Genomic DNA, 14,635 nt, shown 5'->3' with positions numbered 1-14,635 from the left:
CGGGCGTGGGTGGGGGGGGGCGGGCCGGGGGCCGCCGCAGCGGCCCCCGGCGGCTCAGCCCTCGACGAGCAGCGCGACGGGCAGGTCGCCCAGGACGTCGGCGAGGCGCGCCGCCCCCGCCTCGTGGGTGCGGCCGGTCAGGACGTCGGTCCAGCTCCCGGAGCCGCTCTCGGGAAGGGTGAGGACGTGCTCGCCCCACCCGCCGTAGCGGGCCAGCGCGTCGGGCAGCCGCGTGGCGACGGTCACGGCGCGCGCCCGCCCGGCCTCGGTGCGCGCGAACGCCAGGGCGTACCCGCTCGAGGTGGGCAGCGGCGCGTAGCCCGTCTCGGCGCCGGTGAAGGCGCTCGCGAGGTCACGACGGGTGCGCAGGGCCCGGGAGGTGACGAGCAGCTTCTCCTCGTCGAGGTCGCGCGGGCGGGCCCCGGCGTCCAGGCGCTCGAGCAGGGCGCTGCGGCGCTCGTAGTCGACCGGGCGCCGGTTGTCCGGGTCGACGAGCGAGCGCTCGCCGACCTCGGTGCCCTGGTAGACGTCGGGCACGCCCGGCATCGTCAGCTGGACCAGCTTCTGGCCGAGGACGGCGGCGCGGGCGGCCGGGGCGGTGGCCGCGATGAAGGCCCCCACCTGGGCGAGGAGGGCCTCGTCCCCGAGGACGCCCGTGGCGAAGGCGGCGACGGCGTCCTCGTACTCGGTGTCCGGCGCCGTCCACGTGGTGTGCCGCTTGGCCTCCTTGACCGCCTTCTCCAGGTAGGCGAGCAGGCGCTCGGCGGAGATGGGACCGCCGGGGCCGTCCACGCCCGCGGGCTCCCAGGTCGCGACGAGGGTCTGCCACACGAGCATCTCGGTGGCCCCGTCCAGCACCGCCGACCGGTGCTCGGCGGCGGCCTGGCGCCACAGCGCCAGCGCCTCGGCCCACGCGGCCGGCACGCCGGCGACGACGGACAGCTGCACCCGGGCGTCCTCGGCGCGCTTGGTGTCGTGCGTGGACAGCGTCGTCATGCTCGTCGGCCAGTGCTGGACCAGCCCGTCGCAGAAGGAGTGGAACTCCTCCGGGGAGACGCCGAACCGCTCGGGCGCCCCGCCGACCTCGTTGAGGCTGGACAGGCGGAACCAGCGGTAGAACGCGGTGTCCTCCACGCCCTTGGCCATCACGGGCCCGCAGGTCTGCTGGAAGCGGACCACCAGCTCCGCGCGCTCGGCCTCGGCCGTGCGCCCCGCGGAGCCGGCCTCGCGGCCCAGCAGCAGGTCGCGCACGGTCTCCAGCGTCTCGTGGCGCTCGGGCGCCAGCTGCGCGCGGGCGTGCTCGACGGCCTCGTCCAGGACCCGCGCCGCCTCGGCGGGAGCCGCCTCGCCCGGGACGACGTACGCCCGGTAGCGGGGGAAGGCCACGAGCAGCTCGGTGACCACCTCGGTGAGCCCGCGGCGCGTGTGGTCGCGCAGGAGCACGTCGGCGTGGCAGATGCTCGCGAGCAGGTCCACCAGCCGGTGCACCTCGGTGTAGAGGTTCTCGGCGACGACCTCGCGCTTGGCCTCGTCGACGACGGGGCCGAAGTCGGCGGGGTCGCCGGTCAGCTGGGTGAACAGCGCGGTCAGGGGCGCCTCGCCGGCGGGGTCGACGAACAGGCCGCCGACGCGCAGGAGCGCGTCGTACCCGGTGGTGCCGGCGCAGGGCCAGTCGTCGGGCAGCTGCTCGGCGCCCTCGAGGATCTTCTCCACGACGACCCAGGCGCCGCCGGTCCGGTCCCACAGGCGGCGCAGGTACTCGCGGGGGTCCGCGAGCCCGTCCGGGTGGTCGATCCGCAGGCCGTCGAGCTCGCCGGTGCGCAGCATCTCGAGCAGCAGCGCGTGCGTGGCGTCGAAGACCTCCTCGTCCTCGACCCGGACGGCGGCGAGGGTGTCGACGTCGAAGAAGCGCCGGTAGTTCAGCTCCTCGTCGGCGACGCGCCAGTGCGCGAGCCGGTACCACTGCGCCTCGACCAGGCGGTCCATCGGCAGGCTCTCGGTGCCGGGCCGGACCGGGAAGACGTGGTCGTAGTAGCGCAGCAGGGGCTCGTCGCCGCTGGTGTCCAGCTGCAGCTCGCCCGCGGCCAGCACCTGCCCGATGCGCGAGCCGAGCACGGGCATCAGCAGGGCGTGGTCCTCGGTCGACCAGTCGACGTCGAACCAGCTGACGTAGGGGGAGTAGGGCCCGTCGCGCAGCACCGACCACAGCACCGCGTTGGACGTCGCCGGCGTCGGGACGGCGACGTGGTTGGGGACGACGTCGGCGACGGCCGACAGCCCGTGCTCGCGCAGGGCGGCGACCATCCGGTCGAAGGCCTCGCGCCCGCCCGCCTCCTGCGACAGCTGCGAGTGGTCGACCACGTCGTACCCGTGCATCGAGCCCGGGGCCGCCTGCAGGACGGGGGAGAGGTAGGCGTGCGTGACGCCGAGGCGGGCGAGGTAGCCCGCCACCGCCGCGGCGTCGTCGTACGTGAACTCCGGCTGCACCTGCAGCCGGTAGGTGGACGTCGGGACCGGCCGCCCGGGCCCGGGGCGGTGCTGGCGGGCGGCCGCACCGGCGTCGCGGACGGCGGGCTCGACGGCGACGGCGCTCTCGGCGGTCGTCGCGTCGTCGGGTGCGGTGCTCACTTGGGGTCCCCCTTGCGGCGTCGGGGCGTGCGGCGGGTGGCGGGGGTCGCCGGCGTGGCGGCGGTGTCGCCGGCGCCGGGGCTGCGGGCGGCGCGCGTGCGGCGAGCGGTGGCGCCGTCGTCGACCGCCGCCGTGGCGGCTGCGGCCTGCAGCGGCTCGGGCGCGGCGTGCGCCGGGTCGCACACGAGCACGACCTGGCTGCGCGCACCTAGGTGCAGGGAGGCGCCGGCCTGGACGACCTGGTCGTCGAGGAGGCTCGCGGTGTCGACGAGGACGCGCCAGGCGGGCCCGTACGCGGGCTCCGGCATCACGAACTCCAGGCCCTCGTAGTGGCTGTTGTAGAGGACGAGGAACTTGTCGTCCTCCACCCGCTCGCCGCGCGGGCCCGGCTCGTTGATCTCGCGGCCGTTGAGCCAGACCGTCACGGCCCGGGCGAAGTGGCTGTTCCAGTCGTCGTCCTTCATGACCTCGCCCGCGGGCGTCATCCAGACGATGTCCGAGAGGTCGGACTGCCCGCCCTTGGACGCCTCGCCCTTGAAGAAGCGGCGGCGCCGGAAGATCGGGTGCGCGCGGCGCAGGTGCACCGCGCGGCGGGTGAAGTCGAGGAGCTCCTTCTGCTGCTCGTCGAGGTCCCAGTCGATCCAGGAGATCTCGTTGTCCTGGCAGTAGCCGTTGTTGTTGCCGCCCTGCGTGCGCCCGAGCTCGTCGCCGTGCAGCAGCATCGGCACGCCCTGGCTCAGCAGCAGCGTGAGCAGGAAGTTGCGCTGCTGGCGGGCGCGCAGGACCAGCACCTCGGGGTCGTCGGTCGGGCCCTCGACACCGGAGTTCCACGACCGGTTGTGGCTCTCGCCGTCCGCGCCGCCCTCGCCGTTGGCCGCGTTGTGCTTGTCGTTGTAGGACACCAGGTCACGCATCGTGAAGCCGTCGTGCGCGGTGACGAAGTTGATGGAGGCGACGGGGCGCCGGCGCGAGCTCTCGTAGAGGTCGCTGGAGCCGGTGATGCGGCTGGCGAACTCCGCGAGGGTCGACTCCTCGCCCCGCCAGAAGTCGCGGACGGTGTCGCGGTACATGCCGTTCCACTCGGTCCACAGCGGGGGGAAGCCGCCGACCTGGTAGCCGCCGTCGCCGACGTCCCAGGGCTCGGCGATGAGCTTGACCTGGCTGACGACCGGGTCCTGCTGGATGAGGTCGAAGAAGGCCGACAGGCGGTCCACCTCGTGGAACTGGCGGGCCAGGGTGGAGGCGAGGTCGAAGCGGAAGCCGTCCACGTGCATCTCGGTGACCCAGTACCGCAGCGAGTCCATGATCAGCTGCAGCACGTGCGGGTGGCGCATCAGCAGGCTGTTGCCCGTGCCGGTGGTGTCGAAGTAGTGCCGCTTGTCGCTGTCCACCAGTCGGTAGTAGGCGGAGTTGTCGATGCCCCGGAAGGAGAGGGTGGGGCCCATCTCGTTGCCCTCGGCGGTGTGGTTGTAGACCACGTCGAGGATGACCTCGATGTTCGCCTGGTGCAGGGCCAGCACCATGGCCTTGAACTCCGAGACCTGCTCACCGCGGGTGCCGGCCGAGCAGTACTCCCCGTGCGGGGCGAAGAAGCCGATCGTGTTGTAGCCCCAGTAGTTGCGCAGTCCCCGGTCCACCAGGTGGGAGTCCTGGACGAACTGGTGGACGGGCATGAGCTCGACGGCTGTGATGCCGAGGTCGGTGAGGTGCTTGACCATCGCCGGGTGGCCCACGGCGGCGTAGGTGCCCCGCAGGTCCTCGGGGATGCCTGGGTGCGTCATCGTCAGGCCCTTGACGTGGGCCTCGTAGATGACGCTCTCGTGGTACTCGTGCCGCGGCCGGCGGTCGGTGCTCCAGTCGAAGAACGGGTTGATGACCACCGACAGCGCGGTGTGGCCGAGGCTGTCGTCGTCGTTGAAGGAGTCCTTGTCGCCGAAGCGGTAGGAGAACAGGGACTCGTCGCCGTCGTCCTGGCCGTCGATGGCCTTCGCGTACGGGTCGAGCAGGAGCTTGGCGGGATTGCAGCGGTTCCCGGCGGCCGGGTCGTAGGGCCCGTGCACCCGGTAGCCGTAGCGCTGGCCCGGCCGCACGCTGGGCAGGAAGGCGTGCCAGACGAAGCCGTCCACCTCGGTGAGGGGCACGCGGGTCTCGGTGCCGCCGTCGTCCACGAGGCAGAGCTCGACGCGCTCGGCCACCTCGCTGAAGAGCGCGAAGTTCGTGCCCGTGCCGTCGTAGGTGGCCCCGAGGGGGTAGGGGCTGCCGGGGTGGGTCTGCATGGGTGTCGTCCCTCGGGTCTGGGGGGCGGGCGGGGCGGTCGGGCTGCCGGCGGAGCCGGCGCGGCCGACCCGGTGCGCCTGCGAGCGCGCTCCATCCCATCGCATCGGGGCCCTGTGCGCCTACTCGCACCCCCGCCGAGCCGGGGCGGGCGGGCACCGCGCGTCTAGGGTCGGGCAGCGTGAGCGCCGTGGGGGAGGTCCTGCGAGGCCGGGGTCGCGCCGCTCGCCGCCGCCTGCGGTCGACGCCCGTGCTCGGCACGGCGGTGCGGGTCGCCGCCGAGGCCGCGCGGCTGGGGATGCGGCAGCGCGTCACCGGGCTGGCCGCCGAGGCCGCCTTCTTCGCCCTGCTCTCGCTGCCGCCGCTCGTCCTCGGGATCACGGGGCTGGCCGCGCTGGTGGGCTCGCGGCTGGGCGCCGACACCACCGACGAGCTGCAGCAGGTGCTCAGCACCCAGCTCGGGCCCTTCCTCACCTCGCGGGTGGTGGACGAGACCATCGTGCCGACGGTCGCCGCCGCGCTGGAGGGTCCGCGCTTCGACCTGATCTCGATCGGCTTCCTGCTGTCGCTGTGGTCGGGCTCCCGGGCGCTGGCCGTCCTCCTGGAGACGGTCTCGATCATGTACGGGACGCACGGCACCCGGGGGCTCGTGCGGGTCCGGGCGATCTCCGTCGGCCTCTACGTCCTCGGGCTGGGCGCCGGCGCCGTGGCGCTGCCGCTGCTCCTGCTCGGGCCCTCGCTGATCGAGGACCTGCTCCCCGCGGAGCTGGAGGGCCTGCTGGCCGCGTACTGGCCGGTCGTCCTGCTGCTCAGCTCGCTGATCCTGGCGCTGCTCTACCACGTCGCCACGCCCGTGAAGCTGGCCTGGCGACGGGCGCTGCCGGGCGCGGTGCTGGCCCTGGCGCTGTGGGTGCTGGCCTCCTGGGGCCTGCGCGCCCTGCTGGGCCTCACGGTCGGCAGCGGCCAGGGCGTCGTCATCTACGGGCCGCTGACGGCGCCCATCGTCCTGATCCTGTGGTTCTACCTGCTGGCGCTGGCGGTCCTCCTGGGCGCCGGCGTCAACGCGGCGGTCGAGCACGTGCGGCCCGAGCGCGACGAGGACGGGCTGACCGCGGGCGAGCGCGCCGCCGAGGGCACCTGACGGCGGTCCGGCCGACACACGACGGGTGCCGAGGGCCGGGCCGCCCTGCCGACGACCTGACGACGGGGGCCGGGTGTGCGACCGGGAGTGTTCGTGCTGGTGGGTGGGACTCGGTTCGAGCCAGTGACCTCTGTCCTGCAGGGGCATCCACTGGCCTGCCGCCCATCCGAGGAGTTCGACACCACCCACGGCGCGCGCTGGGAGGCATGGAAGCCGCGTGGTCCCACCCTCGAGATGAGCCGACAGGAATCGGGGGCCGTCTCGAGCGCCGCCACCTCTTCGCGCGGCAGCCCGGCATGTCGACGCCCTTGTTCCGGCAGGGCATTGCTCACGAGCGTGCCTGAGGAACGCACGAGCCTGGGGTGGTCGCGCTCAGCGCTGTGCCGCGAGCTAGCCGTAGCCCCATCGTCACAATTTGGTCACGGTCGCCATCGGGTCACCTGTTCGCCTGAATGATGCCGCAGAAGGTGCAACGTCCGACAAGGCGCGCGTTCCGTCTGGAGGTGGGGTATGACCTCGTTGCTCGGTGGCTTCGAGCTCCTGGACGTGGTCGGGCGGGGCTCCTCGGGACGGGTCTGGCGAGCTCGGGAACGCTCGTCCGGAGACCTCGTGGCCATCAAGGTCTTGCGGGAAGACCTCGCCGAGGACGCGGAGGTGAGGACCCGCTTCATCGCCGAGGCTGCGATGCTCGTCGGGCGGGACATGCCGGGCGTGGTCCGAGTCCGCGGCGTCGTCGAGGAGGACGACCGACTGGCTCTCGTCTCCGACCTGGTCGATGGCCCGGATCTGCGGAGGGTCCTGCGTGAGCGGGGGCCGCTGCCGCCATCTGAAGCGTGCCAGTTCATCGCTCAGATCGCTGCGGGGGTCGCGGCGGCGCACGCGGAAGGGCTCGTGCATCGGGACCTGAAGCCGGAGAACGTGCTCGTCGCGGAGTCGCAGGCCGGGCCGGCGGCGATGGTGACAGACTTCGGCATCGCTCGGCTGGCTGACGGCCCCACAACGACGCGCGCGTCCAGGCTCGTCGGCACCCCGGACTACGTGGCGCCCGAGGTCGCCGCTGGTCAACGCGCGACGGGGGCATCGGACGTCTACGCACTCGGCGTCATCTTCTTCGAGTGCCTGACCGGCTGGCGTCCGTTCCGCGGGGAGCACGTCGCGGCGGTCCTCCAGCAGCACCTGCAGGGAACGTTGGTGCGTCCGGACGGGCTGCCTGACGACCTCTGGACCCTTGTCGAGCAGACGCTCGACAAGGAGCCGAAGCAGCGACCGCTCGCCGGGGAGCTGGCGCTTCGCGCCACCGCTGCGGCGCAGACGTCGCAGGGAGTGGCAGCCTTGCCGCGCAGCGCCGCGCCGCCGCCGGCCCCGCTCGCGACGACGGACAGACTGCCGACCGAGATGGCCATCCAGCTCCCAGCAGGGCCGGGCTCATCGTCAGCTCGGCGACGCTGGGGCAAGCACCCCGCTCGCCTCGCAGCGGCCGTCCTGGCCGCCACGACGCTCGTGGCAGGCGGCGGAAGCATCGCGTACTCCCAGCTGCGGGACGAGTCATCCCCAGTCGTGAGTGGCGGCGACGAGGCTGCTGCGTCGGCGTCAGACGTCGCCGACCTGAGCTCGGAGCCCACGGTCGCGCCGCAAGAGCCGGGTAGTGACGGCATGCCAACCCTGGAACCAGTCCCTTCCCCTTCGGTGGTGGAAACGCACCCGGCCCTGGCTGTTCCGACCGGAGAGGTCGTGCTGCCGGACGTAGCAATTGCCAGCGCTGACGGTCCCGGTCCTGCGGGCTCGGACGGCGAGATCTCCGAGGAGGCCGGGGCAGCCGCGGCGGCGTCCGGTGACGTGGGGGCGGGTGGCGCTGTTTTCGGGGCGAACTCTCCCGGCGTCGCCGGATCGGGCGGCGACGGGGGCGCTGAGGCCAGCCGCCAGGATGAAGTCAAGCAGGCGGAGCAGGCCCGCCAGCAGGAGCAGGCCCGCCAAGCCGAGCAGGCCCGCGCCCAGGAGGCCGCCCGCCAAGCCGATCAGGCCCGCGCGCAGGAGGCCGCCCGCCAAGCCGATCAGGCCCGCGCGCAGGAGGCCGCCCGCCAAGCCGAGCAGGCCCGCGCCCAGGAGGCCGCCCGTCAGGCCGAGCAAGCTCGCCAGCAGGAAGCGGCCCGGCGGAGTACGGAGACGAAGCAGAAGTACACCGCGCCCCAGGCGTGCGGCTCCGGCTTCACGATCAGCGAGCAGCACGCGCTACCCGGCAGTGTCGTGTACCTGCTGTGGAACGGCAGTACGCAGCAAAACTGCGTCGTGACTCTGAAGGTCTCGAACGTGGGAGTCGAGAGCCCGATGACGGCCTACCTCAAGCCGTACGGCGGCGGGGCTGTCGTCGACTCCGGCAACTTCAAGTACTACGCCGACACGAAGGCGAGAACCCCCGGATGCATCCAATGGGGTGGGTCCGACGGCCGTGACCAGTTCATGAGCGGCCCGAGGACGCACTGCCCATGAGGTCAGCCGACGCCTCCGTCGCGGCTCCGCGACGCCCGACGCTCGTGCGGCAGCACAGTCCCGGCCCTCCCAACGGGAGCGCTCCATGACGCCCGAGGAGTGCTGATCGTGGCCGAGCCGCAGTCGGGCGTCTTCGCCTGCAACCTGGAGGCCGTCGACCGGACGGTGCACCGACTCGGTCGGGTCCTCGAGGAGCTGCACGAACCCGTGAGACCAGACACCGCGTCCGAGAGCGCTTTGGCTTCCGACAGGATCACTACGGCGCTCCGGGACTTCGTGAACGACTCCTCGCAGCACCGGGAGAACATCGTCGGCTCCACGGATGCCCTCGCGTCGATGCTCAAGGGACTCAGCGACGGCGTCCGCACGGTGGACGGGGCGCTGAACGCCTCCCTTCCCGGCGTCGCGCAGGAGGCGCTTGCGGTCTCAGCACCTCTGCCGCCGCAGGCATCGAGCGTCGCCTCGGGTCAGGGGGAAGCAGGATGACCGTCCTCAGCCCGCCGCTCTTCACCCTGCGGATCCCTGAGTCGTGGTTCGAGTTCGACGTGTGGCGGGCGACCCGCACCGGCGACCTGTCCCGCCTGGTCGACCGCCGGCTTACCGAGCTGCCTGAGCTCCGGCCGCACCGTTGCGCGATCCTGAGGGGACTGCGCGATCTCGCCGCCGAGGCCGAGCGTGCCGGCGCGGTGTACTGCGCGGCCGCGGCGGACGACGTGGGCGGCGACCGGGCGCTGCTCGCGTCGCTGATGGTCTTCACCACAGCAGGCATGCCCGAGCCAGGGCTCAACACGGTCGAGGCCATCGCGGCTCAGATCCCCGCGGTGTCGCGGTCAGAGACCACGCTCGAGTGGCGCGAGGTGCGTCTGCTCGAGTTCGGGGCCGGCCGCGCTGTCCGAGTCCGCGGGGTGACGGTCCTGCCGCCGTCCGTCCCGCTCGTGTCGATGCAGACGCTCGTGCCCGTCCCCGACAGCGAAGCCGTTCTGAACGTCGTCCTCACCAGCCCGCAGGCCGCGCTCGCCGAACCCCTCCTCGGTCTCTTCGACGAGATCAGCAGCACGCTCGCCTGGCGACCGGGCCTGTCGCCGCACTGACCGAACGCCACGCCCCAGCCACACACTGAAGGAGAGATGACATGGCCGAAGCAACGATCATCGTCGACCGCACCGAGCTGCGGAACAGCGCCCGGAAGCTCGACGTGGGGCGCGACGACATCGACAAGCAGCTCGGCGACCTGAAGCGGATGATCGACCAGCTGGTGCAGACCTCGTTCAAGGGCGGCGCTGCGCCGGGGAAGTTCCGTGACTCCTACGAGCAGTGGGACAAGGGCGCCAAGAACGCCATCGCCGGCTTGACCGGCATGAGGGAGTTCCTCAACAAGGCAGCGCAGGGACACGACGACCTCGACACGACGCTGAGCAGCAGCGTCTCCTGACCGATGGGGGCTGCCGGTGCTCGGACACGGGCACCGGCGCTTCCGCGCCCTGAGAGGAGCAACCGCCCGTGGCCCGAGGCACGCCCGGAGATCCGGCGGGGATCCGCCTGCTCGCTCAGCACTGGGCCGACCGTGCCGAGGCGGCGGGTGCTGCCGCCGCCACTTTGCGGTCGGCGCGGCGCGACATCACCGGCGGTGAGCTCGCTCTCCAGGGCGCCTTCGCGCCCAAGGTGGAGGAGCTCATCGGTGACCTCCCAGAGGAGCTCGACAAGCTGAGCCGCGGCTACGGCGGGTGCGGCGCAGCCCTCAAGATCTACGCGACCACGCTGGAACAAGCGCAGGACAGGTGGCGCACCGCGCAGCACAACAGCGCTGCCGCCGAGAGGACACGGCGCGAGGCCAGCTGGGAGCTCGAGGCGATCGACCCCGACTGGGACGCCTGGGCCAGCGGTTGGCCCGTCATCGGGCGCTCGATCGAGGACTACGGCGTTCAGGCCGAGCCCTTCCGCGCCGCCCTGTCCCGCTACGAGGAGGCGGAACGTCTCCGAAGTGTCGCGGAACGCCTGGCGGAGGAGGCGGAGAACCTTCGCGGTGACGGTGAGCGCACGTGTGCCGCCGCCATCGACGGCGCCCTCCAGGACAGCGGGATGCGCAACCGCCGGTGGTGGGAGAAGGTCGGCGGCTACCTCAAGCAGTCCTTCACCACCTGGGACGGCTTCGTCCGGATCTGCGAGAACGCCGGGATGGTCCTCGCCGTGGCGGCGCTGTTCGTCAGCGGCCCGCTGGCGCTCGTCGTCGGCGCGGCGCTGCTGGCGACGGCCGCGGTCGGTGTGGCCGACACGCTGAAGCAGCTGCGTGAGGGCAAGATCGGGTGGAAGGACCTCGCGGGAGAAGCGGCGTTGATGCTCGCCACCCGTTTCGGCGGTCGGGCCATCGGCGGATCGGTCAAGCGGCTGCAGGAGACGAAGACGGTCAAGCAGTTCAGCGACCGCGCCCACGACCGGGCCAAGCGGCTCAGTGACCGCTACGACGTCGGTGACCGGGGGCGCAACCTGGCGCATCGCGGCATCTGCACGGTCACCGGCCACCCGGTCGACGTCGCGACCGGCAAGGTCTTCACCGACCTCACCGACTTCGCGCTGCCCGGCCCCCTGCCGTTCGCTTTCGAGCGCGTCTGGTTCAGCACCAGCACGTACGCCGGCCCGCTGGGCCGCGGCTGGCACCACGCCTTCGACGCGGCCCTGCACGTCGCTCCTGACGCGGTGCTCTACCGGACGCCCGACGGGCGGGCGGTGGACCTGTTCCCGCTCGACCCGGGGGACAGCTACTACGAGCGCGTCGAACGGCTGACGGTGGCCCGCGACGACGCCGGCTACCTGCTCACAGGGGCCGACGGCCTCACCTACCGGTTCGCCCCGCTGGACGAGGACGCCGGCGACGAGCCGGTCACCCACGTCCTGCGGGCGGTCGCGAACCGCGCCGGCCACCGGATCGCGCTCTCGTATGACGGACAGGGCCGCCTCGCGCGGATCATCGACAGCGGAGGTCGAGACCTGCGGCTGGAGCACGATGACGCGGGCCGCCTCACCGCTCTCACCGCCCCGCATCCCGACCTGCCGGGTGGGCGCTTCGCCGCCGCCCGCTACGCCTACGACGCGCGCGGCAACCTCGCCTCGATGACCGACGCCCTCGGGCAGGCGGTCCGCTACGAGTACGACGGTCACCTGCTCGTCCGTGAGACCGACCGCACCGGGCTCACGTTCTTCTTCGAGTACGACGGCGCCGACGAGCGCGCCCGCTGCCTGCACACCTGGGGTGACGGCGGCATCTACGACCACCGCCTCGTCTACGAGCCGGGCGTCACGACGGTGACCGACTCCCTCGGCCATGTCACTCGGCACGAGCACGAGGGTGGCGTCGTGGTGCGCACGATCGACGCGCTGGGCGGCGAGCGCCGCACCCGCTTCGAGTACCGGCAGCCCGTCGAGGAGGTCGATCCGCTCGGCCGCGTCACCACGCACGAATACGACGCCCGCGGCAACGAGATCTCGGTGATTCGTCCCGACGGCTCGAGTGTCGAGTCGACGTACGACGACCGCGACCTCCCGATCGCCGCCGTGGACCCGGTCGGCGGCGAGTGGGCGTGGTCCTACGACGACACTGGGCTGCTCCGCGAGCGCCGCGACCCGCTGGGCCGGACGTGGACCTTCGACTACTCGGGGCGGCAGCTCGCCGGCGTCACTGACCCCGCGGGCGGCGTGACCGGTCTGACGTACGACGAGCGGGGCTCGATCTCGGAAGTGACGACGCCGGATGGGGCGACGAGCGGCTGGCGTCGCAACGCCCTCGGCTGGCCCGTCGCGGCAACCGATCCGCTGGGCAACGACCAGCTCCGGCGGTTCGACCTGGCCGGCCGGGTCGTGCGTGTCGACGAGCCGGACGGCAACGTCCGGGAGTTCGAGTACGACGGTGAGGGCAACCTCCTGCACGCCGTCGACCGGCTGTACGACGTCGGGTTCACCTACCAAGGCATGGGGCGGCTGGCCTCCAGGGAGCAGGCCGGCACGACCGTCCGGTTTGAGTACGACACCGAGGAGCAGCTGACCGGGGTCGTCAACGAGCACGGCTACGTGTACGGGTTCGGCCACGGTCCGACCGGCGAGGTGACGACCGAGCGCGGCTTCGACGGGGTGCTGCGCCTGTATGAGCGAGACGTCCTTGGGCGGGTCGTGTCCATGCGCCGGGCTTCCGGGATGGTGACCCGGTACCGCTACGACGACGGCGACCGCGTCGTCGCCGTCGAGCACGGCGACGGGACGGGGGAGCGGTTCGCCTACCGCGCCGACGGAGCGCTGATGCTGGCGGAGAACGACACGGTCCCGGTGCGGTTCGAGCGCGACGTGCTCGGCCGGGTCACCCGGGAGTGGCAGGGCGAACACTGGATCGACAGCGAGTACGACGAGCTCGACTCCCGGGTGCGGGTGCAAAGCTCGCTCGGGCTGGACGAGACCATTGAGCGGAACGCGGTCGGTGACGTCACGGGCGTATCCGCGGATGGCTTCGAGGCACGGTTCACACGAGATGCGCTCGGCCAGGAAGTTTTTCGTGAACTGCCCGGCGGCTTGCAGAGCCGGTGGCACAGGGACGGGCTCGGGCGGCCGGAGCGGCAGGAGGTGACGACGACGGACGGTGTCGTGCGGGATCGAACGTACGACTGGGAAGTCGACGGCCGGCTCCGCGGCGTGGTCGACGCCCTGACCGGCCCGATCCGGTACGAGCACGACGCGCTGGGTCAGCTCATGTCGGCGACGTACGCCGATGGCCGAGTCGAGCTGCGCATGCCCGACGCGGTGGGGAACCTCTTCCGGACCCGGTACCGCACCGACCGGGTGTACGGGCCGGCGGGGCAACTGCTGGAGTCTGAGGACGACGCAGGCCGCCGCATTCGTTACGAATATGACGCTGAGGGCGACCTGCTGTTCAAGGACGGCTCGGACGGAGAGGCTTGGCGCTACCAGTGGGAAGCGACGGGACAATTGGCCGAGGTCATTCGCCCAGATGGCATGAAGGTCACGTTCACGTACGACGCCCTAGGTCGTCGCGCCAGCAAGACTTTCGGCGGTCAGACCACCATCTGGGTGTGGGACTCGGATGTACCCCTGCACGAATGGGTGCGCGGTGAATCAGACGCGCAAGTCGGGTCGGGGCTTTGGGCGGCGGACACTGCGGTCGCGCGACGAGAGGCCGTATTAGCGTGCTTCCTTGTCCGCGAGCCGCTCGAGCGCGGTAGCGCCGACGCGCCGATAAGTTGGCTGTTCGAGCCCGGAAGTTTCCGCCCGCTGGCTCGCTTGACCACTGGCGTCACGGATTCTGTCGTAACAGATTACATCGGTGAGCCTGTTGCGGCAATCGTCAAGCGAGACGGCTTGACGTCCGAGTTGGATGACGACTCGTTGAGTCACCGTTGGCGATGCCCCTTCCGTCGCCCGGGGCAATACGAGGACCTCGAAACCGGCTTGTACTACAACCGCTTCCGGTACTACGACCCGGAGGACGAGCGGTACATCAGTCAGGACCCTATTCGGCTGGCGGGAGGGCCGTCGCTCTACGCCTACGTTGCTGATCCCCTGATCCTAAGTGACCCGCTGGGCTTGACCACAGAGAGTGGCATGGCCGGCTCGAAGAGTGACGCAGGTGGCGGCTGTGGCAACTCTTCGAAAGCACTTTCGGGTGCTTACGCAGGGGTCCGGCAAGCATCGCAGTACCTGCGCGACCAGGGGGTGCCGCGGGTACATCGAAAGCAGATCTTGGGTTCGTTCGCACCCGGGACCGTCAGGACCGAGGTGGCTGGGCCCGACACCTACGGCGTCCGATTCTTCTCCGTCGACGGGATCCCGGCAGCGTCCACCCTCGTCCGTCCGGGCGAAATCGGATCCGCGGCTCGTGGCCGATATCTAACGCCGACACTTCCGGCCACGCGTAGTGAACTCGCCCTTCCATCGAACAACGCAATGACCGGGTTGGCTCAATTTAGGATTCGTTCAGGCGCCACCTACCTTTCGGGCCGCGTAGCCAACAACTTTAGATACTCTGGCGGGGGTGCGCAGTTCTTCGTGGCCGATCCTGAAGATCTCTGTGATTAGGGAGGTGTCGCCGCTCGAGTCGCGCCCTCG

Annotated in this window: 8 protein-coding genes; 6 read left to right on the top strand and 2 right to left on the bottom strand. The window is 71.6% G+C overall.

The features are described from left to right. Positions 1-54 precede the first annotated feature (54 nt). Both treY and glgX read right to left on the bottom strand, forming a co-directional pair. On the bottom strand, positions 55-2,487 hold the full coding sequence (treY, locus tag Q0848_RS08605) for a malto-oligosyltrehalose synthase (RefSeq protein WP_366146499.1): 2,433 nt from the start codon (positions 2,485-2,487) through the stop codon (positions 55-57). A 137-nt stretch (positions 2,488-2,624) separates the two neighbouring features. After that, complete coding sequence (gene glgX, locus Q0848_RS08600; protein WP_299036684.1) at positions 2,625-4,904, bottom strand: glycogen debranching protein GlgX; 2,280 nt, start codon at positions 4,902-4,904, stop codon at positions 2,625-2,627. 179 nt (positions 4,905-5,083) lie between these two features. Between glgX and Q0848_RS08595 the strand changes: the two genes are divergently transcribed. The 6 genes from Q0848_RS08595 to Q0848_RS08570 all read left to right on the top strand — a co-directional run bounded on the left by Q0848_RS08595 (position 5,084) and on the right by Q0848_RS08570 (position 14,605). Beyond that, positions 5,084-6,043, top strand: coding sequence for a YihY/virulence factor BrkB family protein (locus Q0848_RS08595; RefSeq protein ID WP_299036683.1), 960 nt, complete (start codon positions 5,084-5,086; stop codon positions 6,041-6,043). Positions 6,044-6,553: 510 nt separating this feature from the next. After that, positions 6,554-8,530 carry a serine/threonine-protein kinase gene (locus tag Q0848_RS08590; RefSeq protein ID WP_299036681.1) on the top strand — a complete coding sequence of 659 codons (1,977 nt, stop codon included), beginning with the start codon at positions 6,554-6,556 and terminating at the stop codon, positions 8,528-8,530. Positions 8,531-8,638: 108 nt separating this feature from the next. Continuing rightward, the gene (locus Q0848_RS08585; RefSeq protein ID WP_299036680.1) at positions 8,639-9,016 is read left to right on the top strand and encodes a hypothetical protein; all 378 of its coding nucleotides are present in this window, start codon (positions 8,639-8,641) and stop codon (positions 9,014-9,016) included. Continuing rightward, a complete protein-coding gene (locus Q0848_RS08580) occupies positions 9,013-9,621 on the top strand; it encodes a hypothetical protein (protein WP_299036679.1) in 609 nt (202 codons plus the stop codon). Before Q0848_RS08585 ends, Q0848_RS08580 begins: the two co-directional genes overlap by 4 nt. A gap of 41 nt (positions 9,622-9,662) precedes the next feature. Beyond that, positions 9,663-9,962 carry a WXG100 family type VII secretion target gene (locus tag Q0848_RS08575; protein WP_299036678.1) on the top strand — a complete coding sequence of 100 codons (300 nt, stop codon included), beginning with the start codon at positions 9,663-9,665 and terminating at the stop codon, positions 9,960-9,962. Between the two features lie 68 nt (positions 9,963-10,030). Further along, a complete protein-coding gene (locus Q0848_RS08570) occupies positions 10,031-14,605 on the top strand; it encodes a DUF6531 domain-containing protein (protein ID WP_299036677.1) in 4,575 nt (1,524 codons plus the stop codon). Positions 14,606-14,635 lie beyond the last annotated feature (30 nt).

The sequence above is a fragment of the uncultured Pseudokineococcus sp. genome, from assembly GCF_947495735.1.
In the GTDB taxonomy this organism is placed as follows: Bacteria; Actinomycetota; Actinomycetes; order Actinomycetales; family Quadrisphaeraceae; genus Pseudokineococcus.
Note: the sequence above shows the minus strand (reverse complement) of the source record. Positions and strands in the feature narration are given on the sequence as shown.